The sequence below is a fragment of the Arcticibacterium sp. SM2516 genome (assembly GCF_057914865.1).
Genome location: NZ_CP195290.1, coordinates 3,549,811 through 3,572,229, shown reverse-complemented (window position 1 = coordinate 3,572,229; position 22,419 = coordinate 3,549,811). Strand labels below are relative to the sequence as shown.

Here is a 22,419-nt window from a genome sequence, read left to right as displayed (position 1 = left end):
TGATTTATTGCACTTTAAAACTCATAACGATTCCCCAACGCATAATCCAGGTTAAAGATATTACGAAAGAACTAAACCTCAACGGTATCCCGTTCCATAAGAGGTTGTTATGAAATTAGCGATGCCTCCAAAAAAAAGTTTTGGATTATGTTAAAAAGGTCAACTATAGACCCAATCCCATAGCCTTAAGTTTAAAAGAAAATAAATCTAGAAGCATAGGTAATTTGGTGCCTGAGATTGATAACAATTTCTTTTATAATGCCATAAATGGGGCCGAGGAGGTCGCTCAAAAGAGAGGTTATCATGTAATGATTTTTCAAACCAAAGAGTCTGCTGAGATGGAAAGGGCTTGTTTAGAGCATGTTTTGTCCAGGAAATTGCATGGTGTAATATTATCCCTTTCTGGTCGTACTACGGATTTTACCTTTATTGAAAGTCTGCTTCAAGGAGACTTTCCTATGGTTTTCTTTGACCGCGTTCCTCAAGGTTTAAAAGCCAACAAAGTAGTGGCGAATAATTTTCAAGGAGCTTTTGATGCCATGGAGCATCTCATTAAAATGGGTAGGAAAAGAATAGGACATATCACTAGTCCACCGGTGCTTTCTATTACAAAAGAAAGATTAGCGGGTTATCGTGCGGCTTTAGAAAAGTATGGTATTCCTTATAATGATAACTTGGTGATTTCGACTACTGTAGTAATGCCGATGTTATAACCGAAACTATCAGGCAGTTTATCAAAGAAGAAAGCCCAGACGCCATCTTTCGGCTAGCGATAGACATGCCTTAAGTTTTTATGGCACATTAAAGAAATTGAAGGTGAATTTTCCAGAAGAGATTGCCATTGTTGGTTTTACCAATTTAAAAGTTGCTGATCTTTAAGCCCTTCTATGACCACCGTGACCCAACCCGCTTTTGAGTTGGGTGCACAGGCAATGAATATTTTGATAGAATATATTTAAAACAAGAAAAAGGGTGAAGGTTATAAAGAATTGGAACTTGCTACTTCATTAGAAATAAGGGCTTCTTCAAATTTATAGCTTTATATCTTTACAGCTTGTCTAGCTAGCAATACCCAACCTTTCTTTTGTTTCAACCAAACCGTCATTATGTGAAGTTTGACTTCTCCAGGTTTACCGCCGTCAAAAGTTTTGGCATATAAGTTATGACGCACTATAGCAGTATTTCCTATAGTCTCAATTGTTTGATTTGACAATTTGATTTCCTTGAAATCAGAACTTTTAGAAACTAGAGCCTCTATAAATTGATCTCTGTTTTCTAGTTTTCCATTAGAATGGCCATAAGAGAGTTTAAAGTGTGCAATGGATGTTAGCCCTTCTTTGGTCGGCTCTACCATCAGTTGGCGTAGCTCTTCCACACTATTTTCGATGTTAGGTTTTTGAGCATTTGCTAAGCCGTAAATGGCGGATAGTGCAATAACTAGGACTGCGATTAATTTTGTTTTATTCATTTTTTTAGGGAATTATTAATGCCTAAAATTAATAGGAGTTTTCGTTAATAAGCGTCTATTGCCAATACTAAAGTTTCATTTCCCATGGCGGCATCAGCGGGTCTAGGATTTGTCACATTAAAAACACTTAATTCTTCCTGGCTGAGTATCGTGTTTTTTGACTCATCAAAGCTTCCATCTTTCAATACCAGCGTGCTGTTTAGGTTTAAATGTTTGACCAAAAAAGCATAAGCGGCTTGTCTTTTAGAAGGTCCGTAGTCATGCTTTTCATTGGGCAAATGAACATTTTCTATGTTTTGTTCTGCATCATAAAAACCATAAATTCTTTTAATATGAGGAACCTCTACCTCGGGGTTATATTTTGTCCAATCGTCTCCATCAGAAACAAGCAAGAGTGGTTTGGGGGCAAAGCAAGCGGCTATTTCAACATTGGACGTTTTATGATGCTCTCTCACATGGATAGGCATACCGCTTTCACATTGGCAGCCTCCAAAGAAGTAAGAAGAGACCATGACTACTGGAACAGAAACTGAAATTCTATCATCCAAGGCAGATAGCAAAAAGGTCTGCGTTCCTCCTCCAGACTCTCCTGTCATAGCTAGTTTTGTCTCATCTACTTGGGGTAGTTGTGAGATAAAATCAAGCGAACGCGTACTTATGATCAACTGAGCTTTTAGCACATTTCTTATTTTATGTTCCGCTTGTTTCATGTCACCTTGGCCTACCATGTCATAGGCAAAAACCACCGCTCCCATTCTCGCCAATGTAGCACATCGCTGCTGCGTATATTCTTTAAAACGCATGTCAGATCCATGCCCATGGGGGCAGAGAATTCCTGGTACTTTACCTTTTGTAATAGATGGCTTATAAAGATTTCCTGAAACATAAACTCCTTTAAAGGCTTCAAAGAAAACATTCTCAACAGTGTAGCCATCAAAAGTCTTCTTGGAATGTATTGTGGCATTTACTGGCTGATTTCTTATCAGCTCGTCAATTTCTGCTCCGTCCAGTATTCCTTGTCTAATTTGTGCCGCTCTTGACTGCCATTCTACTTTGTTTTGATACAAAGAGGCCAATGCGGTATGTTCTGTTTTGCCTTCTTCCGGGGTGAAATAAGCTCCTTGGCGGAGCTCTAAATTAGGCTTATGGCTTACCACTTTCTTTTGAGCCCAAGAGGGTAAAGCTATTAGGCATAAACCTAGTAATATGTTTTTAGTTTTCAAGGTTGAATTGATTAGGTTGAATGCACAATTTATCTATTCCTTTTATATATACCTAGGATTTAAATCGCTTGCATGTCTTAAAGATTACGGCGTGTAGCTGTAGTTGATTTCTTCCCATCAGCAAGCTCAGGGTAACACAAATCAATACGTAAAACCCATTTAAACTCAATCACCATAGCCTTTCGACATTATCTCAGGGTAAACGCTTTGCTGATTTCCTTTAATTATCTGATTTATTGTACTTTAATACTCATAACTATTCCCATCGTATAATCCGGGTTCAAAAAAGGAGAGTCAAAGAAATCCCGTAATTTTGTGGTTCATTGACAAATTAGAATGTCTGTTTCTAAAATAGAGATTGGCAAAAAATAAGACAGTAAAACATGAAAGATATTAATGAACTTATAAACCTCATTGAACTAAAGGAGTTAAATCCAAATGTTTACGTGGGGCAAAATTATCAAGCTCCTTGGAACAGGGTGTTTGGAGGTCAGGTTCTTGCTCAGGCCGTAAGTGCAGCTTATAAAACTGTTCCTGTAGATAGATTTGCTCACTCCATGCACGCGTATTTTTTATTGGCAGGAGATATTTCAATCCCTATTCATTACGAGGTAGAAAGCGTAAGAGACGGGGGCAGTTTTAGTACTAGAAGAGTGGTGGCGAAGCAAAATAACGTCCCTATTTTTATTACTTCTATCTCTTTTCAATCAAAACAAGAGGGTTTTGACCATCAAATTGACATGCCGAATGTGGTGGGGCCAGAGGGATTGAAATCTGATGAAGATTTAGTGAATAAATACAAACTTTTTGTTCCTCAAAATATTCTTCAATCTATCAAAACACGCCCTTTTGAGTTTAGGCCGGTGGAGAAACTGAATGTTTTTGACAGAACTACAAAACCACCTTACAAGCATATTTGGTTTAAGGCGAAGGAGAAAGTAGAAGCAGGATTAGACGTACACCAAATGCTTTTAACCTATGTTTCTGATTATAATCTTTTAACAACCGCCACCTTACCGCATACCAAAGGCCCAATTCCGAAAGGCTTATTTATGGCGAGCTTGGATCATGCCATGTGGTTTCATAGAGATTTCAGGATTGACGAATGGATGCTTTATGCTCTGGACAGCCCAAGTGCCTCCAATACCAGAGGCTTTACCAGAGGAAACATTTTTACCGAAAAAGGCAAATTGGTGGCTTCGGTGGTACAAGAAGGATTAATAAGAAAGGCCAAAGAAGGTACGTTAAAATAATATGATAAAATCAATAAAATTTTTAGGTCTAGCTTTAATTTTTGGTGCTTGTAGTAGCTCATCAAATAAAAATAATGCTGAAAAGGTAAAGGAGCTTGAAGGAGTTACCGAGGCTGTAAATACTATTCATCTTTCAACATTTGAGCGAACGGAATTTCCAGAGCTTATAGATGGATGTGCCTGTTATTACAAGGAAAAAGGAAAAGAAAGTGGGGGCTACATTTACGTGGATGACTTTTCGAAATTGGCTTTTATCAAGATTGGTGACACTTTTGAGGAATTGGAAATTTATGAAGCGAATGATGAAGATGGTATTGTAAAACATAAATGCAGAGCGGAACACTACGGCCTTCAATTAGATCTGAAGGAAATAGGGCACGAAGATGAAACTTGGCAATATGAAGGCACAATGAAAATAGATAAGATAGACGGAAGTAAATTAGAGATTGAGGTAATAGGGGAGTGTGGATGTTGAAACACTAATTACATAAAGCAAAAAAATGGGGGCAAATTAAAATTTGCTCCCATTTTTTTATGGCTCAATGTTTTCTTAATTACATCACACTATTTTCTACTATTTCTCCACAACCTATTCTAGGACCTGCAGCTCCCGACGGTTGACTAGAGAAATCGTCTGGTCCTTCATGAATAATGATGGCTTTGCCAATAATGTTTTTCTCTGAGTCTTCACAGCCAACACACCACTTGTCGGTAGTGAGTGTTAATGTTCCTACACCATCTTCTCCCACTTCTAAGTTTCCTATGTCACCTGTATGAAATGGTGGCGTATCCCATTTTCCGTGTGCTTCGTTCGTTGGGTTCCAGTGTCCCCCCGCACTTTTACCATCTGTTGAAGAACAATCCCCAACTTCATGAATATGTATGGCGTGGTTTCCTACCGCAAGACCTTCAATTCTGGCATCCATTTCAACGGTGCCATCGACATCTGAAAAGTTAACGGTACCGGTAATTTTGCTGCCACTTTTAGGATTGATTACTGCCACCGCTTCTTCTGATTCTGCAATAACCACTGTTTCATCTTCCATTTCATTTTCTGCTTCATCTGTGGAAGAACCATTATTACAAGCGAATAAAAGAGGAAGTAAGGCTATAGATAAGATTAACCGTTTCATAATTTTAATTTTTAAGTTTACAAATGCTTATCCATCAGTTAGAAAAGTTTGTTCCAGCGTTTGTAAGATGATATATGTAGATTTAATTCAACGCTATGTGTGGATTTTTAGATGCTCCACAATAATTCTTTGATAAATGACTGAGGTGTAGGGGCACTTAATGTTAGCGGAACTGGTTTAAAAGGAAACCTTCTAAAGGAAAAGCAGATGATACGACATACCGTAGTTTTCAAATTGAAATATCCAAAGGGCTCCGCCGAAGAACAAGATTTCTTAACTGCCGCCAAAGATTTAGATGCATTGCCAGGTGTACAGAAGTTTGAGTGTCTCCGTCAAATAGGGAAGAAGAATAATTTTGATTACGGACTTTCTATGGAGTTTGAAAATGTGGAAGCCTATGAAGGTTATAATAATCATCCAGAGCATACCAATTTCGTCCAAACGTATTGGGTAAGAGATGTCGCTGAATTTTTAGAGATAGATTACGAGCGTTACGTTTAACGAACTTCTAAAGCTTTATCTGGGTAATTGGTGATAATTCCATCAATACCCATGTCCACCAGTTCTTTCATTTGAGCTTGCTCATTGACGGTCCATTGCCATACTTCTAAACCTTGTTTATGAGCTTGGGCTATGTATTCTTTCGTTATAGGCGTGTTGGTTCCCACGCCTATCGCTGTCGCGTCTAATACATTGGCGTAGTCTAACATATGTTCGTCAGCTCTGCCTTTCAGATAGAGTATCGGTATTCGGCTATCTAGCTTTCTGAATTTGGCCAGTACAGGGTAGTAAAAAGAGAAAATAATTACCTCATCGTTTACTTTTAGGTCGTTGATGGTTTTCATAACGCTTTCCTCTATGCCATAAACTTTGACCTCTACACATACTTTTATTTTGCCTTTGGCATATGCCAATGCTTCTCTTAAAGTAGGGATTTTTACATCCGAGTATTGTTTGCCAAATTCTTTTGGAGCACCCACAGTAACTTGTGCTATCTCTGCATAGGTCATTTCTTCTATCTTGCCCTTCATACCATTGGAGCTCGTTCTTTCTACATCGTAATCATGTATAACCACTAAAGAGTCGTCCTTGGTTCTGTGTACATCTAATTCAAAATATTCCGCACCTGCGTCAATGGCTTTTTGAAAAGCAACCAAGGTATTTTCTGGAGCAACTCCCGAAAAACCACGGTGGGCTATAATTTTGGTTTGAGCTTGCGTTGCTAAAACAGATAAAATGGCTAGCGTACTAAAAATTAATTTTTTCATGGTTGATGTTGAATGAGGGTGCAAATAAATAAAAATGATGTGTCAAATGGCTTTTTGAAAGTGAAGGTTTTGTTAAGGATGAAGATTACGAAAGTCCTTTTAACACCTTTAGACAAAGAAACCAATACGCCATGGTCGAAATAGTAATCTGCTATTTCGCCTTTGATGATTTCTTTGTCTTTGGGTGCATTCATCTTTTTAATATCTACTTCGCAGAAAATTTATACATCGTAGTCGTTTCGTAAGTCTCACCTGGTCTTAGTGTAGTGCTTGGGTAATCAGGTTTGTTTGGAGCATCTGGATAGTGCTCCGTTTCTAGACAAAAGCCCCATCTTTTCTTATAATTGACATCGTTATGGCCTGTTAGCTTACCCGTCAAAAAGTTTCCAGTGTAAAACTGTACCGCAGGTTCTGTGGTGTAAACTTCCATTACTCTACCTGTGGTAGGCTCATATACAGAAGCACCCAATTTCATTTTATTTGATTTGTCTGTAAATACCCAAGCGTGGTCATAGCCACCGCCACGGCTTATTTGCGTGTCTGTGGTGTCGTTGATTCTATCTCCCACAACATGTGAAGTAGTGAAGTCGAAAGGAGTTCCAGCTACTGGTTCAGGCATTCCAAAAGGAATCAAACCTTCGTCTACTGGTAAATAAGTGTCTGCATGAATGGTAACTTCATGTCCTAAAACATCTCTTTTAAAACCTCCAAGATTAAAGTAAGAATGGTTGGTCATGTTAACCACGGTTGGTTTATCAGTGGTCGCTTTATAGTCTATTTTAAGGGCATCGTCTGGCATTAAGGTATAAGTAACCGTAGCACTTAAGTTTCCAGGAAATCCGCCTGCACCATCTGGAGAAACCGTGGTTAATTTTAATGTTGGGTTTTCGCTTTCTACGATTTCCGCATCCCAAAGGTTTTTATCTACACCAAAACCACCACTGTGAAGGTTATTGACACCGTTATTAGCTACTAATTGAAATTCTTCTCCATCTAACGAAAATTTGGCATTACCAATTCTATTTCCAAATCTTCCTACAAGCGTACCAAAGAAAGAGGCTCCATCAAAATAGTCTTCTAGTTTCTTCATGCCGAGGTTCACATTTTCATAATTGCCTTCTCTGTCTGGGGCAGTCCAAGTGATAATTTTACCGCCATAGTTGGTAATGGTGACTTCCATTCCTTTGGCATTTTTTAGCGTGAATATGCTGGCTTCTCTTCCATCTGCTAAAGAGCCGTAAACGGATTCTGAAATGCTGGCAAGCATGTTTTCGTTAGAAGATTCTTCGGAGTTTGAATTACAGGATGATATCATAAGTATTGTTAAAAAGAAAAGAGTGAGTTGTTTCATGATTGAAATCTTAATTAGGGTTGTAAAAGTAATTTCTCCAAGGATGGAGGCTTATTACTTAAGGCTAAATTTAGCATAAAAAACCCTCTTCCTAATACGATTAAGAAGAGGGTTTAGATAAATATTCTAAATGCCTAGCTAAAATATATCATCACCCAGACTACAATAGAGATTACAAAAAGACTAGCTCCAATATCTATCCAATTGAAACTTGCTTTGTTTTTTGCTTTGTCTTCATCGCTAACGGTACTGATAGTTAGTCCGGCAAGGTCTTTTTTGTCTTGTGCTTGTGTAAACATGGATACAATAACCGCAATGGCCACACAGTACAGGAAGAAGAAAGAAGAGAACTTCAGAAAGTTCATGTCTGCAAAATTATAAATCATACTTCCTTCTGTCATTGAGTCTTTAGTAATCTCTAATGTTAGACGGATACCTGCTATAATAATACCTGAGAATAAGGTAGCCAAAGCACCTTTATTGTTAATTCTGCTTGAGAAAATTCCCAATAAGAACACCGCTGTAATTGGCGGAGCTATATAAGATTGCACATTTTGAAGATACTCATAAAGTGTACCTCCTGCGAGTCTTTCAATGATAGGAACCCAAAGAATACCCAATAAAACGACCACACCCGTGGCTATTCTACCTACCTGCACCATTTTCTTCTCAGAAGCATCTGGTTTTAGTTTTTTGTAGATATCAATGGTGAATAGGGTAGAGCAGCTGTTAAATACCGATGCTAAAGAAGACATCAGTGCTGCCATAAGTCCTGCGGCCACTAAACCTCTCAAACCTGCTGGTAAAACGTGCATCATTAAAGCAGGGAATGCTCTGTCTGGCGTAGCCCATTCTAGCTCGCCTCTCATTTTTAATACCAAAGCAATTACCCCAGGAATAAGGAATAAGAATACAGGCATTAATTTTAAGAATGCTCCAAAAATACTTCCACGTCTTCCTTCTTTAATGTTTTTGGCGGTTAGCACACGCTGAACAATCACTTGGTCTGTACACCAATACCAAATACCAACAATAGAAGAGGAAAGCACCAGCCAATGCCAAGGGTAATCTTTGTCGTCCATGGAACGCCACATGTTCATATATTCAGGGCCTACGGTGTCTACTACGCTATTCCAGCCACCAGCGGCATCTAAACCTAAGAAAGTCAACATGGCAGCACCCACCACTAAAATGATGGCTTGGAGTGTTTCTGTGTAAACCACCGCTCTCATGCCTCCAAGCACCGTGTAAATACCGGTTAGAATTACGGTGGCCAGTGCTCCTTGCATAAAGGTTACACCCAAAAGTGTGGAGATGACAATTCCTCCAGCGTAAAGTGTGACAGAAACTTTGGTTAATACATATGCGGCTAAACTGAAAAGCGATAGAAACCATCTGGCCTCTGATCCAAATCTTTTCTCAAGAAACTCTGGCATGGTGAAGACATTACTTCTTACGTAAAATGGGAGAAATAGCCACCCTAAAAGAACCACTACCCAGGCATGAAGTTCATAAATCAATAATGGAAATTTATCTGCTGCACCTGAGCCCGCAAGACCGACTACGTGTTCTGACCCAATGTTAGATGCGAAGATAGATGCACCTACTACAAACCAGCCCATGTTTCTTCCAGCCAAGAAGTAGTCTTCACTGTTTTCTGCTTTTTTAGAAACTACCCACCAGGCTACAGCTAGCAGTAAGGCGAAATATGCCGCTATAACTACCCAGTCAAGGGTTACCAAAGTATTCATATATTTTAAGGTTAAGATTAAATAAGTGTAAGATTGACAATTATAAATATTCTATTTTGACTCGACTAATTTTATCAAGAAAAAATATAATTTATTTGTGTTAAACTTACGAAGTTATTCTCAATCCATTAAGCGAATAGATTTGGTTTTATGAAAATGAACTTCGGAGAAATGACCCTCAGAATGGCTTTTGTTTAAATAAAAAACTTAGCGGCAGAAATGGCCACTACGATAATTAGTATTCTGTAAATCCAAACATTGGCATTTGGGATTTTGGCAATAAACTTAACGCCTAACCAAGCTCCAATAGATTGAAAAATTCCCATAAGTATGCCGTATCCAAAATGGATTTTATCGTAATAAACAAATAAAACTAAAGAGGGGATAGTAAATACTAAGACAAGTAGCAGCTTAATGCCATTGGCTTGTTTGAGACTGTATTTAGAAACAAGAACCATTCCTGCCAGTAAAAAAACGCCAACACCAGCTTGTAAAAAACCTCCATATACGCCTATGACGAAGAAGACAAAAATGGAAAGAGGGGATTTTTTGTTTCCGCCACCACCACTCACGGTTTCTTCCAGCCATCTTTGAGGTTTAAATAGAAGAACGATAAGCATGGCTATCATAAGGATCCCGATGCTATAGTTCATGGTTTTTTCATCAAGATCTACCGCTACTTTAGAGCCTATTATGGAGCCAATAATGGCAGGGATAGCAAGCCATTCTACACCTTTATATAAGCCAGGGAAAGTTTTGTTATACTTAAAAGCAGCTACGCCAGATTGCATAAACACGCCTATTCTATTGGTGGCGTTGGCAATGGACGGTGGCAACCCACACATGAAAATAAATATCGGTAGGGTAATGAGTGAGCCACTTCCAGCCATTGTATTAATGATACCCGTAAAAATGCCAGCTAAAGCAAAAAGTAGGAACTCTACTAAAGAAAGGTCTATGTCCATTGGGATTGTTAAAGGTTTAACCAGTATGTCATTTTTGCTAATATAGCTCTGTTTTTAACACCGCCAATATTTGTGTCATAATTGTCTGAATAGACTAAAAATATATCAGAAACCTGTGCAAACCTCCATTGTAATCTGGAGTTAACATTTAGATTATCAAACTGGCTGTTGTATTGTAGATTTGAAGTCCAGAATAATTTTTTATTAAAAGTGACTTCTAATTTCGGACCCACTACATAAACCTTGTTACTCGCATTTTCCAAGTTGATGTCATTATAGGCCATGTTAAGTGTTAATAAAGCGTAAGGTTGAAACCTATAAATGGCGGCTCCGGTAAGTGACATTATCCGTCCATTATAATATTCGCCTATCAAGGGCTGAAGTGCCAAGTAAAAAGCATTTCTGCGGTTTGTTACTATAGTGGCCTGAATATTATGGTAAGTATAATCAGTGCCAATGGGTAGGCTTAGGCTTTTCCCATTGGAGCGTAAAGCATCAAAAGAGCTGAATAAATAAGTATAATTCCGATTGAAAGAAATAAGGGTACTAGCACTATTCTTAAATGACAAAGATAAAAAAGGCCCGGCCTGAAGGTCGGTTCGGCCTAATCCTGGTTGAATATATTCATCCCAAGCTATTCCATAGCTATATCTGTTTAAAAAACCTTTTTTAGGATAAAAATTAAACCCAAAAGTAGGGTTGATATGGAAAAAGTTAGTTCTAGGAATAAAACCAGAAGTGGAACGGAAATCTTCCCCTACATAATCATGCGACCATTTGGCCGTAAAGGCTCTAATGGTATAGTTCATCAAAAAGCCATGAGCAAAAGCATTTTTAGAACTTTCGTCAGAAAATGATTGATGGTAAAAGAGTTTACCAGACCATTTATTATCTAGCGATTGATGGTTGTACTCAAGCCCTCCAACCCTATCAAAGGTACTACCGCTATATTCGGCCGATGGATTTATAAGTTGATTGTTTACAAAAATACCAGCAATGTTTGACCGCTGGAAAACACGCCTTTGTACCGCCCCTACGGTATAATTGGTAGAGAGAATTCCTTTGTCCGGTTCGTTGGCCGTCATGGTATTTAGTAAACCTACTCTCCAGTCATCGTTGAGCTTTCCACTTAATCGCAAGCCATATAAGATTGGATTTTGGACGTTTGTACCTGTGGTGGAGTCAAAGGCTATTCCAACTTTTCTGCTAAAAAAAGGACTAACTATTTGATTTCCGCTGTTGGTTACTCCTCCACTAGATGGCACATAAGGATTAGTACTGTAAGAACCAAAACCCGTAAAAAGGTCTGAGTTTTCAATAAAAAACTGTCGTTGTTCTGGGAAAGTGATATCAAAGCGAGTTAGATTTACCACCTGACGGTCTACTTCAACAGTTGAAAAGTCAGGGTTAACCGTGAGGTCCAAGTTTAGGCCAGAGGTAACGGCTATTTTAGCATCTCCACCAATTCCAAATGTCTTTTTAGGGGGTAAATGATGTTCAAAATCTTTTGACTTACCTCCAGAAATATATGGTATAATGGAGATATTTTTACCTGTATTGTCTAAGGGTTTTTCAAATTGGATAGGCTGTGCATATCCGAGAGACATAATGATTTGGTTCTGTGGAACCTTTACCGAAACAGAATTTTCATTTGATTGTGTATCAAATCTGTATGATTTAAAAAACCACTCTTTACTACCTTTTTTAAATCTTAGTGTGGATAATGGTATTATGAGTTCGCAGCTCCAATATTTTTCACCAATGAAGGTTTCTGATTGCCATTTGTTATCCCATGACCCATTAAAAAAATTGTCGTTGCTACCCCCATTTGAAATAAGAGCCTCACGCTGAACTCCAAGTGGATTTATGCCAAATAAGAAGGCATTTGTATTATCGCGAAATGTGTCAAATACGAAAGAGATATTGTCATTGCCCCCACCGCGGAAGTCACGTTTAAGGGTGGGTATAACATATTCATTACCCATTGACTCCATGATTGCCCCGAGGTAAATATTCTGATTGTCATAGCCTATATAGATATGTGTATTATACTGAGCTTCGGTACTGTCAGATGGGAAATACTGCCAAAAATCCCCTATGGACTGCATTTTTTTCCAATGCTCGTCGTCTAATTTGCCATCTAACTCAATGGGTGTATCGAAATACTTCACCACATAATTATCTTGAGCAATGGCCGAGCAACAAAGGAATAATAGAACTAATACTTTAGGCATTTTTTCAATACATTAATCAATAATAAGTTTTAATGTGGTATTTGAAAAGCGGGCCTCTTTTAACCTTATAAAGGTATGATAGGCAATGAATTAGTTCTCTAGCCTATAATTAAATGTCAAAACAGCAGAGCGTCTTCTATACTGACTTCTGCCATCCGTCATAAAATTAGAGCCAAAGCCTTCGTAACGGCTAATTCTGGAATTTAGGAGGTCTAAAATACTAAGACTCAAAGTTCCTTTGTTTTCAAAAAGCCCTTTACTTGCAGATAGGTCAAAGAAATAAATTGACTTGCTAAGGTTTTGTGCACCCCGTTGCGGAGCATTATAATTGGCTCTAAACTGTAGCTTGATATCGTGACTTAATGTAAACCTTGAGGTTTGGCGAGCAAACCAAGAATTGGTTTCTGTTAAATAGGTTTCACTTATATTCGTTCCATCTGTTTCTCCATGAAATGCATTAACATTGAGATCTAATTTCCACCATTTAGCAGGCTCAAAAGTGGAGGTGAACTCTATGCCATAAGCTTGAGCAGAATTTAGGTTTTCAGGAAAAGTAGTGGCCAGGCCATCTGAGCTAACGGTTCTTATTCTTTCAATGACATCATCAGTTTGACGTAAGTAGATAGAGGATGTAAAGGACCCTTTGTCAAAGTACTTCACATGGCCAATTTCATAAACATCAGAATATTCTGGGTTTAAGTCTGGATTTCCACTAAAAAAGTTTCTACTGTCAGATACCGTATAAAATGGACTTAAGTCATTGTATTCTGGCCTTCTGATTCTTCTACTATAGCTTAATTGAATGGCATGCTCCTTAGGTAAGTCAAAAGTGATATGAGCACTTGGAAAAAGGTTGACATACTTACGTGGATTTCTTTCGTTTGTTTTTTCTAGAATGGTAGCAATATTTGTCCACTCAGAGCGTACACCTAGCTGATATGAAATTTTGTTTTGCTTATTGCCAACAATGGCGTAGGCGGCATGAATTTGCTCATTATACCTAAATAGATTGTCAAGTTCGGGAATGGCAGCATTTTCTGGTGAACCGCTGGTGGTATTTACAAAATAGTCATTAACCATTTTACGGAAATTACTTCTGGCTCCAACTTCAAACTTCCCTTCCTTACTGATGGGTTGCACATAGTCTAATTGATAAAGGAATTGTTTTTCGAATTCGTCGTTTAGAGATTTTTGTACAAAAGTATTGCTAGGATCTATAGCTCCATTTGCTAAATTTCCTGTTTGCGTAAATAGTTGGTCTGAGGTTTCAGAGTGGTCTAAATACCTAAACGAGCTGGTTAATTCGTGCCCTTTCTTTTCAAAAAGTCTTTTATAACTGATAACGGTTTCTCCTATTGGTTCTATTTCGTCCTCCTCTTGTATTCTAAGGCTATTCGCAATTGGATTGTTCAGAGTATTTATAAAATCTTGATAGGTATTTTCTGTGTGTCTGCCACCATTAGCTCGGCTCAATAAGTAAGAAGCTGTAAGGATACTTTTTTCGCTGAAGAAATAATCTAAACCAGCTCTAACATTGGTATTGAAACCAGTGACTTCCCCTTCAGACTCTTGTTTTAAGATTTTGGTGGAGCCTTCATTGAAAACTTCTTGGTAAAGACTGGAAACATTGGGAGATACGTTATAGGATAGGCCATAATTGACAAAGAAGTTTAGCTTATCTTTTCTATAGTTAATATTGGCCGCCACACCATAAGTGGTTGGCAAGCCTGTGCTTACTTCAAAAGAGCCGTTAAAGCCTTGTTTCCTGTCTTTTTTGAGAATGATATTTATAATTCCGGTCATACCCTCGGCCTCATATCTTGCAGAAGGATTGGTGATTATTTCTACACGATCCACCATGCTCGCTTGTAATTGTCTAAGACCTGCTCCTCCTTTAAAAGTAACTAATCCAGAAGGCTTTCCGTCAATCAAAATTCTGACGTTGGAGCTACCTCTTAAACTTACCGTTCCGTCTACCCCTACATTTACAGATGGGATATTTATTAAGACCTCGGCGGCAGAACCCCCGGCATTTGCCAAATCTTTTCCAACATTGAAGACTCTTTTATCCAACGAAAGCTCCATGCTGCTTTTTTCTGCTCTGACCGTAACTTCGTCAAGGCTATTGGTAGAAGAAAGAAGTTTTAATGCCCCTAAATCAATGTTTTTATTGCTCGAGTTTAAAGTAATTGCTGGGGAATTTAGGCTTTGGTAACCCATAAATTCCACATTGATGTAGTATTGCCCGAAGGGTAAATTGAAATTAAATTTTCCTTCTTCATTAGAAATATTACCATCTATAAGACTGCTGTCTTTGGCAGCGAAAACCCTTAAACTTGAAAAACTAAGTACGGCGTCGGTTTCTGAATCAATTATTTTTCCAGAGATTTTACCTTGTTGACTAAAGCCACTAAGGCATATGAGAAGGAGAACACAGGTTTTCAATAGAGTATATTTTCTGAGCATTTTAATAGGGTTAGTCTTTGGAGGTCTTAAGACCTTTCTCTGAATTGAAGACAAATTTATAGTCTTATTCTACTTATTCTAACTATTACCCTGTAAATGAGGAACGGAATATCGACGAGTAGTAAATATAGAGAGACCTATACTGATCTATATAAGTATCATTATACGTCAAAGGTCTTGCGTGAGAATAGTAGTTAGTACTTCTGTAACTTCTGTGGCGTCCATTCCAGAGGTAACTTCTGGGTGATAGAGTAGTCTTATCAGTTCTTTATCAATGGCGGCATAAGAAGTGGTGGTGGTCCAGTTCTGCTGGAATATACTTTCAGGGTATTTAAAGGAATCTTTCCCTAAACCCAAGGACTGCGTTAATTCTTCTCTTAAAAGATGTTTTTGTGCTTGTTCGTTTGCTCTATAAATGTCGACATACATTCGGCCATTATCGATGTTACTTTGGTTGTTCCAGTTAATGCTGAAAAGTCCAAGGTTTGAGTCAATATAGGTTTGAGAGCTAGGGAAAAGTTTGCCATAGTCTTTTCCAGTACCTAAAAAGAGGTAGAAATTACACTTGGAGGAGTCACTCACGGTTGATATAGAAAAAGAGGTAGTAGCCAGCTCGTTAATCTCTGCCATTACTTTTATTAGTTCGGCAATTAACATTGGTCTTTTTTCTCCTCCCACAAAGATTTTCATATCTGTTTCCCATCTCCTGGTAATTTCGGAATTGTTTCCAAACTCGAAGCCGAGAGCAATTTCTTTAAAATAGCTAATGGTTTCTTTGTCAAAATCAGTTAGAACGCTAGGTACTATAGGCTCTTCTAGCTGCAAGCAAGAAGAAGTAACCACAACTAGTAAAAGAATATAGAGTTGTATTTTTTTCAATGCCGATCGAGCTATAGATTATTTTTCTGAAAAAACGTTTCAAAGGTTAATTACAATACTTCGGGATTTATACAGTGAATCATTTCACCTTTTTCAAAATATTGGATGATATTTTCCGCAGAGAGTCTTGACATTTCGTCTCTGGCTTCTAATGTGGCAGAGCCTATGTGTGGTAGCACACATACATTCTTCATGTTTAAAAGTGGGTTACCTGTTTGCATGGGTTCTGGATCTGTTACATCTAGACCAGCTCCCCAAACAATACCTTTTTTTAATGCTTCTGTAAGTGCCACTTCATCATGTACTGGGCCTCTAGATGTATTTATAAAAATGGATGTTTGTTTCATCGCAGCAAAAGCCTTTTTATTGAACTTTTGATATGTTTCTGAGGAAAGGTTGCTGTGCACAGAAATGACGTCCGAGGTAGCCAAAAGTTCTTCAAAGCTTACTTTTTTAGCATTTAATTCTTTATTGGCAATTAGATTTTCAGACCTATTGCAGTATATAATATTCATATTATATGCCCCTTTACATTTTTTTGCCATTTCAAAACCAATGCTTCCGAGCCCAAAAACACCTAAGGTTTTACCTTGAAGCTCTTGTCCTAAATTAGCTCTCGGTTTGAAACCTTCTGTAGTGCCTTCCACTAGTTTTTTATGCATTTGAAAGAAGTTTCTGGCCGTGGCTATCATTAAACCGAAAGCAACATCAGAAGTGGCCGTGTTCATAGCTTGAGGGGTATGTCCTACTGGCAATTTTCTTTTAGTACATGCCGCCACATCCACATTATCATAACCTGCTGAGTATTGAGAAATCATGATAAGTTGAGGGTTTCCTAGTAGAAACGCTTCGGTTATTTTTTCTTTACTACTACATAAGAGTACATCTGCCCATTTCGTAGCTTGAAGTAACTCTTCAGATGTGAATGGATTTTCGGAGGATTGTATTTTTAGCTCGCACCCTTTTTTACGCAATAAGTCTAACCCAATTTCTGGAATATCTCTGGTTACTAGAATTTTAAGCTGTTTTAGTTCTTTTTTCATAATTATAGGCTTGATATGTAAAAGTAATCGGCTTTTGATTATAACGAAATAAATGCCACAAGAATGAATTCAACTTTCTATTTTTAGCCCAAATAATAGGTAAGACATGCTGAAAAAACTTGGCCCAGGTTTATTGGTTGCTGCTGCAGGTATAGGAGCGGGAGATATGATACTTGGTATTCAGATAGGGATAGATTTTAAATGGGTGTTTGTTTTTGCGGTGCTTTTAACGGCCATATTGAAGTATGTTATTACAGAAGGAATAGCAAGGCATCAGTTGGCTAGCAGGAAATCCGTAATCCAATTTTGGAACGAGAAAATACCGCTTGGATTAAGGCTGTTTTTTATGTTGTTTTTTGTGGTTTGGTCCTTTATGGTAGGTGCAGCACTTTTATCCGCCAGCGGAGTATCGGCTCATTCTTTTTTGCCTTTTCTTGGCAAAAATCATTGGGCTATAGTCCATTCATTGCTAGCTTTTTTAATGATATATTTTGGAAGGTATCAGTCTGTTGAGAATCTTACAAAGGTTCTTATTTTGTTACTCTTTGTGATTTTAATTCCGACCGCTATCTTGTTGTTTTTCAAAACGGATGTTGTTCCTTCTAACGGAAGTGTCTATGATGTTCCTACCTTAATTATGAGTATTATAGGCGGTGTAGGCGGAAGCGTGACAATGCTAAGCTACACTTATTGGCTGCAGGAGAAGAAATGGAACGGCAAAGAACACATTACCAATGTCCGATTTGACCTCAAATTTTCATATTTCATAACGGCCATTTTCATTTTTGCTGTAATGGTAATTTCTAGTAGACTAAAACTGGAAACCTATGAGTCAAGTGGTTCTGAAATGATATTTGCCTTGGGAGAAGTTATAGGAAGCGTTTTAGGAAATACGGGTCAACTCCTGTTTAAAATATGCTTTTGGGGTGTTGCGTTCTCTTCGGTAATTACGGTTTGGAGCGGTGTGCCTTATCTTTTTGTAGATTTCTATAAAGGTATAACAAAAAGGGAAATTGTGCAGGAAGCCTCCATAGATAAATCAAAGGCGTATAGAGCATTTCTGCTTTTTATTTCCATAGCACCTTTGGTGCTTACCTTTCTTCAAAATACCATTAAGAATGTCATCAATTATACCTTGATTTCTTCGGTTTTTGTAGTGGGAATTAGTTTAACCTTATTGCTTATAAATAATGATAAAGTGAGAATGGGAGATCTGGAAAACAAGACCTTTACGAAGGTTATTTTATTGATTGGCCTTCTAGTTTTTGCAAGTCTATTGCTTTGGCAACTTGTGTATTAGCCGTCTTACAAGATTAGAAAACACATGTGGTTTTCAAGTGGTATTTTTATGATACATTTGCGAAATATTTAAGCATAATGCTCCTTAGGAATACCATTCAGTTTTTTAAGATCAAGCCCGTAGCTTCATTGGGTTTTCTTTTTTCTACCTCTAGTTTAATGATTGGAGTATGGGCGGCAGCCTTGCCTTTTATGAAGGAACGAATGGGCTTAAGCGATGGCGATTTGGGATTAATACTTTTAATGGCTCCAGCGGGCTCTATTACTGCGGTTTTTTTAAGCACTTTAGTTTTCGGAAATATTAAAGTGGGGCACTGGATGGGCATTGGGAATATTGTTCAGGCCTTATTATTCTGTGTGGAGGTTTATGCCCAAAATGCAGTGGTTTTCGGCATTGCATTATTTTTTAGGGGAGGTATAGGTTTTCTGAATGGTGTGGCGGTTAACGCAGTGGCCGTGAGGTTTGAAAAAAAATATCAAAAACGGTTTCTAAGTACTTGTCATGGTATTTATAGTGTTGGAGGAGTGGTGGGGGCTGCTTTTGCGGCTTTGATGTTCGGTTTTAAATTTACCAGCAGCACACAAATACTTTTCGTTTTAGGTTTTATTTGTACAGGTATTGCTCTTTTAAAGAAAGAATATAATCTGCACGATTATTACATTCACTCGGGATCGGGCTTTAGGATGCCAAACAAAAGCATCATTGGTTTGTCTTTTATTTGTTTGGTGGTTTTCATGTCGGAAGGTTCGGTGGTGGATTGGAGCTCTATTTACCTTAAAAGAGATTTGTTGTCACCGCTGTCTCTTATTAGTTTGGGTTATGGCGGTTTTTTCATGGCCATGACCTTGGGTAGATTAAATGGTGATATTATTATCCCAAGGGTTGGCGAGAAGAAAGTTATTGTCATCGGCACCTTACTGGCCGCAATAGGTTTTTTAGTAGTAAGTCTAAGCGTGTCACCAATCTTTGTCATTAGTGGTTTTGTGTTTACAGGAGTGGGTTGCTGCTGTATTGTGCCCGTATTATTTGGTGCGGCCTCTAATATTCCAGACGTAAGCGAGGTTCAAGGTTTTAGTATGATAACTTCTGGGGGCTTAATTGGTTTTCTAGCGGGCCCTTCTATGATTGGAGTTATATCTGAGCAATGGAGCCTTTCTGTAGGCTTTATGTTTGTGGTTTTAATGCTGTGTTTGGCTGCCTTTGTGGGCGGAAGGAGTAGTCTTTTGAAGTGATTCTAACTATTTGCTTTCAATAAGTGGTAGAGTTTTATTGTAAATAATATCACAGGCTTTATCAAGTGGATGTTACAGTTTGAAGTGAGGTATAATATCTTAAAACATCACAAAACTTAGCTTGCTTTATGCCTCTTTAGGGTAAGAGCTAAGTTATTTTATACTTTAAAACGATGAGGTTGTTTTTGAACTACAACATTTAATGCGGAACATTGTTTTTTATATATCTTTTATTTTTCAAAAGGTTCTTTTATACTATAATTAATTTAAAAATGAATAAGCTTCCTAATAAGATCAGGATTTCAGAGGACGTACTTGTACAGGATTTAGTCAATGAATCTGTTATTCTTAATATGCCAACAGAACATTACTATGGTCTTAATGTAGTTGGGAAGTATCTATGGCAAATGTTTTCTAAATATGAGGATGTAGAATACGTTTACAATTTAGCCATCGAGGAGTTTGATGTGACGCCAGAAGTTCTGAAATCTGATATGTTTACTTTTATTAAGAAACTTTCTGATGCAGGGTTGATTTCTATTTCTTAATGGGAAAGAAAAAAGACTTTGAAGTATTTGAAACAACCTTAAAAGGTCACAGTTGGCGACTTATTAAATGTCATGGTCTTACTTTGTTAATTGAAGCCGGTCTACGCTTTATTGGGCTAAAGAGAACTTCTAAAGTATTGCATTTTTTTTCAAAAAAAGTAAATGCTGATACTATTAATAAAGTAGCTCATTTGGACCGTTCAATTACGGTATTTAATCAAATTAAAGAAAGTGGCTTTTTGAAGGGTAAGTGCCTTTCTCAGTCACTTGCTTTGCAATTCGTGCTTCAACGTAGAGCGATTAGTACAGACCTTGTTATTGGTACCTATATAAAAGAAGGGAACTTGTTTGCTCATGCGTGGCTAGAAAAGGGTGGTGAAGTTGTGAATGATCACCCATTTGTAATTGAACAATACAAAGTATTAGTTGGGGATATAACGTCAGCTTTAATCAAATGAGTGGATATATTGGATTTGTTGCACCGGTAATTATGGATTACCATTCAAAGACTCTAGATTATTGTCATCAGGAAATAATTAAGACCTGTAGTGATTTTAGTGGTTGTTGGAAAAGTCTTAAGATTGAACTTCGTTTTGGCTTATTTAAGGTTCTTGATGATACAAAAAAAGAAGAACTACCTTATACCCAAGATCAGAACTTAAGAATTATTGGAGACGTTCGCCTAGATAATAGGGAAGAGCTAATTACCGATTTAAATAGAAGGTTTCCGGAACTTAATAAATTAGACCCAGACTCTCACATCCTTTTATATGCCTATATGTTTTGGGGAAAGGAATGTGTTAATCGTATAAGTGGCGACTATTCATTTGCTATCTGGAATGAAGCAGAAAACTCTCTTTTCTGTGCAAGAGATCATTTTGGGCTTATTCCTTTTTATTATGCCGAAACAGAGGAAGGCGTTTATTTTTCCAATTATTATATTTCTCTTAGAAAGGTGCCTGGCCTTATGACTGAAATAAATGAAGAGGTACTTAAAAGTTACTTCATTACAGGTAATGATGGTAGCTTTAGTCAAACCATTTATAAGAAAATATTCAAACTGCCACCGGCACACATATTAGTATTTGAAAATGGAAAACTTATAACCAAAAGGTACTGGACTCCCGAGCTGCCAGAAAAGTTAATAAGGTATAAAAAGACTGAAGATTATATAACACATTTTACTCGACTTTTTGAGAAATCGGTATCGGAACGTTTAAGAAACAATAGGGTTGCTTCACAACTTAGTGGTGGAATGGATAGTTCGTCAGTAACGGCAATGGCTAAACATGTACTTGCAAAGGGTTATCTTCAGGATTATGAACTACAGGCGTATAATCTGACATATAAAAACCTTGTTAAAGAAAGTGAAGGGTATTATGCTAATATGATTGCAAGCCATCTGGATATTGAGCTAAAACAATTTACTGCTGAAGAATTTTTAAAAAAATTAACACTTACATTAGAAGACTGGATACCCGAGCCAGCGGGAGTGCCAAATGCTGTCCCAGAAAGGGCAATGGTTAAGGATGCTTCAAATTCCTCTTTAAACGTGTTGTTGACAGGTTTTGGGGCAGATGTTCTTTTTGATTATGACGGACAGCATTGGTTCAAAATGCTCAGGTCGAGACACTTTATTCAGTTTTTCTTGGATGGTTTGGACTTTTTTAAAGCTCATGGTAAACTGCCTTCTATTGGCATAAAAAGGGTAATTAAGAGATTGATTATGGGGGGGTCGACAAATCCTAATCTTTTACCTACTTGGTTCAATCCTGCATTTATAAAAAATGACTACCTAGAGTTACAAAAGAAGAATGGTGTATCTTCAAAATCTAAGGTATTTGCTTTGTTTACCAATAGCTTTTGGCAATCTATTCTTGAGCATGGTCATCAGGGTTTTAGCGAAAATAGAGTGAAAGTTCGTCATCCTTTTTTCTCATTGGAACTTCAAGAGTTTTTATGGGCCATTCCGCCGCACTTACTTCATAATAAATATTTGTTAAGGCTAAGTATGCAATCCTTTTTACCTATAGAAGTGGTAAGAAGACCAAAAACACATTTATTCGGGGGACCTCATTTTAATAACCTAGTATCAAGTGGGGTTTTAAATGAATTGGAAAGTGTAATTAAGGAAGAGAATGAGTTTTTAAAGGACAAAATTGATACTACAGTTTTACTTAGTTTAATTCAAAACCCTAATAAGATTCAATTAAATGATCATCGTATAATAATATATGTTATACATGTTTTAGCATGGAAAAAAAAACTAACTTTACATGACTAGCTGTTTTCGGCTAGTAGGTTA

At 37.6% G+C, this 22,419-nt stretch carries 21 protein-coding genes; 9 read left to right on the top strand and 12 right to left on the bottom strand.

The features are described from left to right. Positions 1-140: 140 nt before the first annotated feature. Positions 141-713, top strand: a complete 573-nt coding sequence (locus ACSBFT_RS14885; RefSeq protein WP_489601211.1) for a LacI family DNA-binding transcriptional regulator — start codon at positions 141-143, stop codon at positions 711-713. A 326-nt stretch (positions 714-1,039) separates the two neighbouring features. On the opposite strand, the gene ACSBFT_RS14880 is transcribed toward ACSBFT_RS14885, so the two are convergent. Then, positions 1,040-1,468, bottom strand: a complete 429-nt coding sequence (locus ACSBFT_RS14880) for a nuclear transport factor 2 family protein (RefSeq protein ID WP_489601210.1) — start codon at positions 1,466-1,468, stop codon at positions 1,040-1,042. A gap of 44 nt (positions 1,469-1,512) precedes the next feature. Then, positions 1,513-2,691 carry an alpha/beta hydrolase family protein gene (locus tag ACSBFT_RS14875; RefSeq protein ID WP_489601209.1) on the bottom strand — a complete coding sequence of 393 codons (1,179 nt, stop codon included), beginning with the start codon at positions 2,689-2,691 and terminating at the stop codon, positions 1,513-1,515. Positions 2,692-3,074: 383 nt separating this feature from the next. Between ACSBFT_RS14875 and ACSBFT_RS14870 the strand changes: the two genes are divergently transcribed. Together ACSBFT_RS14870 and ACSBFT_RS14865 are read left to right on the top strand one after the other, a co-directional pair. After that, positions 3,075-3,944 (top strand): acyl-CoA thioesterase, encoded by an 870-nt coding sequence (locus tag ACSBFT_RS14870; protein ID WP_489601207.1) that lies wholly within the window; start codon positions 3,075-3,077, stop codon positions 3,942-3,944. 1 nt (position 3,945) lies between these two features. Further along, positions 3,946-4,419 carry a hypothetical protein gene (locus tag ACSBFT_RS14865; RefSeq protein ID WP_489601205.1) on the top strand — a complete coding sequence of 158 codons (474 nt, stop codon included), beginning with the start codon at positions 3,946-3,948 and terminating at the stop codon, positions 4,417-4,419. A gap of 79 nt (positions 4,420-4,498) precedes the next feature. On the opposite strand, the gene ACSBFT_RS14860 is transcribed toward ACSBFT_RS14865, so the two are convergent. After that, on the bottom strand, positions 4,499-5,077 hold the full coding sequence (locus ACSBFT_RS14860; protein ID WP_463044562.1) for a superoxide dismutase family protein: 579 nt from the start codon (positions 5,075-5,077) through the stop codon (positions 4,499-4,501). Between the two features lie 207 nt (positions 5,078-5,284). On the opposite strand from ACSBFT_RS14860, the gene ACSBFT_RS14855 reads away from it, so the two are divergent. Further along, positions 5,285-5,578 (top strand): Dabb family protein, encoded by a 294-nt coding sequence (locus tag ACSBFT_RS14855; protein WP_489601204.1) that lies wholly within the window; start codon positions 5,285-5,287, stop codon positions 5,576-5,578. On the opposite strand, the gene ACSBFT_RS14850 is transcribed toward ACSBFT_RS14855, so the two are convergent. The 9 genes from ACSBFT_RS14850 to ACSBFT_RS14810 all read right to left on the bottom strand — a co-directional run bounded on the left by ACSBFT_RS14850 (position 5,575) and on the right by ACSBFT_RS14810 (position 17,034). Continuing rightward, on the bottom strand, positions 5,575-6,345 hold the full coding sequence (locus tag ACSBFT_RS14850) for a glycerophosphodiester phosphodiesterase (protein ID WP_489601203.1): 771 nt from the start codon (positions 6,343-6,345) through the stop codon (positions 5,575-5,577). The genes ACSBFT_RS14855 and ACSBFT_RS14850 overlap by 4 nt on opposite strands. Continuing rightward, complete coding sequence (locus ACSBFT_RS14845; protein ID WP_489601202.1) at positions 6,342-6,539, bottom strand: hypothetical protein; 198 nt, start codon at positions 6,537-6,539, stop codon at positions 6,342-6,344. The genes ACSBFT_RS14850 and ACSBFT_RS14845 overlap by 4 nt, the downstream gene beginning before the upstream one ends. Positions 6,540-6,550: 11 nt before the next feature. Continuing rightward, entirely contained in the window at positions 6,551-7,696 is a 1,146-nt protein-coding gene (locus ACSBFT_RS14840; RefSeq protein WP_489601200.1) for an aldose epimerase family protein, read from the bottom strand. Between the two features lie 134 nt (positions 7,697-7,830). Beyond that, positions 7,831-9,447: a sodium:solute symporter gene (locus ACSBFT_RS14835; protein WP_463044566.1), complete on the bottom strand. Its 1,617-nt coding sequence runs from the start codon at positions 9,445-9,447 to the stop codon at positions 7,831-7,833. 194 nt (positions 9,448-9,641) lie between these two features. Beyond that, positions 9,642-10,412, bottom strand: a complete 771-nt coding sequence (locus tag ACSBFT_RS14830) for a sulfite exporter TauE/SafE family protein (protein WP_463044567.1) — start codon at positions 10,410-10,412, stop codon at positions 9,642-9,644. 8 nt (positions 10,413-10,420) lie between these two features. Then, positions 10,421-12,646 carry a DUF5916 domain-containing protein gene (locus ACSBFT_RS14825; RefSeq protein ID WP_489601199.1) on the bottom strand — a complete coding sequence of 742 codons (2,226 nt, stop codon included), beginning with the start codon at positions 12,644-12,646 and terminating at the stop codon, positions 10,421-10,423. 90 nt (positions 12,647-12,736) lie between these two features. Next, positions 12,737-15,112 (bottom strand): TonB-dependent receptor, encoded by a 2,376-nt coding sequence (locus ACSBFT_RS14820; RefSeq protein ID WP_489601198.1) that lies wholly within the window; start codon positions 15,110-15,112, stop codon positions 12,737-12,739. 168 nt (positions 15,113-15,280) lie between these two features. Beyond that, the gene (locus ACSBFT_RS14815) at positions 15,281-15,991 is read right to left on the bottom strand and encodes a DUF2927 domain-containing protein (protein WP_489601197.1); all 711 of its coding nucleotides are present in this window, start codon (positions 15,989-15,991) and stop codon (positions 15,281-15,283) included. A 50-nt stretch (positions 15,992-16,041) separates the two neighbouring features. Then, on the bottom strand, positions 16,042-17,034 hold the full coding sequence (locus ACSBFT_RS14810; RefSeq protein WP_463044571.1) for a 2-hydroxyacid dehydrogenase: 993 nt from the start codon (positions 17,032-17,034) through the stop codon (positions 16,042-16,044). Between the two features lie 106 nt (positions 17,035-17,140). On the opposite strand from ACSBFT_RS14810, the gene ACSBFT_RS14805 reads away from it, so the two are divergent. The 5 genes from ACSBFT_RS14805 to ACSBFT_RS14785 all read left to right on the top strand — a co-directional run bounded on the left by ACSBFT_RS14805 (position 17,141) and on the right by ACSBFT_RS14785 (position 22,398). Then, positions 17,141-18,334, top strand: a complete 1,194-nt coding sequence (locus ACSBFT_RS14805) for an Nramp family divalent metal transporter (RefSeq protein ID WP_489601196.1) — start codon at positions 17,141-17,143, stop codon at positions 18,332-18,334. A 77-nt stretch (positions 18,335-18,411) separates the two neighbouring features. Continuing rightward, a complete protein-coding gene (locus tag ACSBFT_RS14800; RefSeq protein ID WP_489601194.1) occupies positions 18,412-19,566 on the top strand; it encodes an MFS transporter in 1,155 nt (384 codons plus the stop codon). Positions 19,567-19,838: 272 nt separating this feature from the next. Next, positions 19,839-20,114 carry a PqqD family protein gene (locus ACSBFT_RS14795; RefSeq protein WP_463044574.1) on the top strand — a complete coding sequence of 92 codons (276 nt, stop codon included), beginning with the start codon at positions 19,839-19,841 and terminating at the stop codon, positions 20,112-20,114. Next, entirely contained in the window at positions 20,114-20,572 is a 459-nt protein-coding gene (locus tag ACSBFT_RS14790) for a lasso peptide biosynthesis B2 protein (RefSeq protein WP_463044575.1), read from the top strand. The genes ACSBFT_RS14795 and ACSBFT_RS14790 overlap by 1 nt, the downstream gene beginning before the upstream one ends. After that, entirely contained in the window at positions 20,569-22,398 is a 1,830-nt protein-coding gene (locus tag ACSBFT_RS14785; RefSeq protein ID WP_463044576.1) for an asparagine synthetase B family protein, read from the top strand. The genes ACSBFT_RS14790 and ACSBFT_RS14785 overlap by 4 nt, the downstream gene beginning before the upstream one ends. Positions 22,399-22,419: the final 21 nt, after the last annotated feature.

Bases quoted from the DNA above. Each gene is read 5' to 3' on its own strand.
- ACSBFT_RS14855 (WP_489601204.1), top strand. From the start codon at position 5,285: ATGATACGACATACCGTAGTTTTCAAATTGAAATATCCAAAGGGCTCC.
- ACSBFT_RS14850 (WP_489601203.1), bottom strand. From the start codon at position 6,345: ATGAAAAAATTAATTTTTAGTACGCTAGCCATTTTATCTGTTTTAGCA.
- ACSBFT_RS14835 (WP_463044566.1), bottom strand. From the start codon at position 9,447: ATGAATACTTTGGTAACCCTTGACTGGGTAGTTATAGCGGCATATTTC.
- ACSBFT_RS14845 (WP_489601202.1), bottom strand. From the start codon at position 6,539: ATGAATGCACCCAAAGACAAAGAAATCATCAAAGGCGAAATAGCAGAT.
- ACSBFT_RS14860 (WP_463044562.1), bottom strand. From the start codon at position 5,077: ATGAAACGGTTAATCTTATCTATAGCCTTACTTCCTCTTTTATTCGCT.
- ACSBFT_RS14830 (WP_463044567.1), bottom strand. From the start codon at position 10,412: ATGGACATAGACCTTTCTTTAGTAGAGTTCCTACTTTTTGCTTTAGCT.
- ACSBFT_RS14865 (WP_489601205.1), top strand. From the start codon at position 3,946: ATGATAAAATCAATAAAATTTTTAGGTCTAGCTTTAATTTTTGGTGCT.
- ACSBFT_RS14795 (WP_463044574.1), top strand. From the start codon at position 19,839: ATGAATAAGCTTCCTAATAAGATCAGGATTTCAGAGGACGTACTTGTA.
- ACSBFT_RS14840 (WP_489601200.1), bottom strand. From the start codon at position 7,696: ATGAAACAACTCACTCTTTTCTTTTTAACAATACTTATGATATCATCC.
- ACSBFT_RS14880 (WP_489601210.1), bottom strand. From the start codon at position 1,468: ATGAATAAAACAAAATTAATCGCAGTCCTAGTTATTGCACTATCCGCC.
- ACSBFT_RS14810 (WP_463044571.1), bottom strand. From the start codon at position 17,034: ATGAAAAAAGAACTAAAACAGCTTAAAATTCTAGTAACCAGAGATATT.
- ACSBFT_RS14805 (WP_489601196.1), top strand. From the start codon at position 17,141: ATGCTGAAAAAACTTGGCCCAGGTTTATTGGTTGCTGCTGCAGGTATA.
- ACSBFT_RS14820 (WP_489601198.1), bottom strand. From the start codon at position 15,112: ATGCTCAGAAAATATACTCTATTGAAAACCTGTGTTCTCCTTCTCATA.
- ACSBFT_RS14790 (WP_463044575.1), top strand. From the start codon at position 20,114: ATGGGAAAGAAAAAAGACTTTGAAGTATTTGAAACAACCTTAAAAGGT.
- ACSBFT_RS14785 (WP_463044576.1), top strand. From the start codon at position 20,569: ATGAGTGGATATATTGGATTTGTTGCACCGGTAATTATGGATTACCAT.
- ACSBFT_RS14870 (WP_489601207.1), top strand. From the start codon at position 3,075: ATGAAAGATATTAATGAACTTATAAACCTCATTGAACTAAAGGAGTTA.
- ACSBFT_RS14825 (WP_489601199.1), bottom strand. From the start codon at position 12,646: ATGCCTAAAGTATTAGTTCTATTATTCCTTTGTTGCTCGGCCATTGCT.
- ACSBFT_RS14800 (WP_489601194.1), top strand. From the start codon at position 18,412: ATGCTCCTTAGGAATACCATTCAGTTTTTTAAGATCAAGCCCGTAGCT.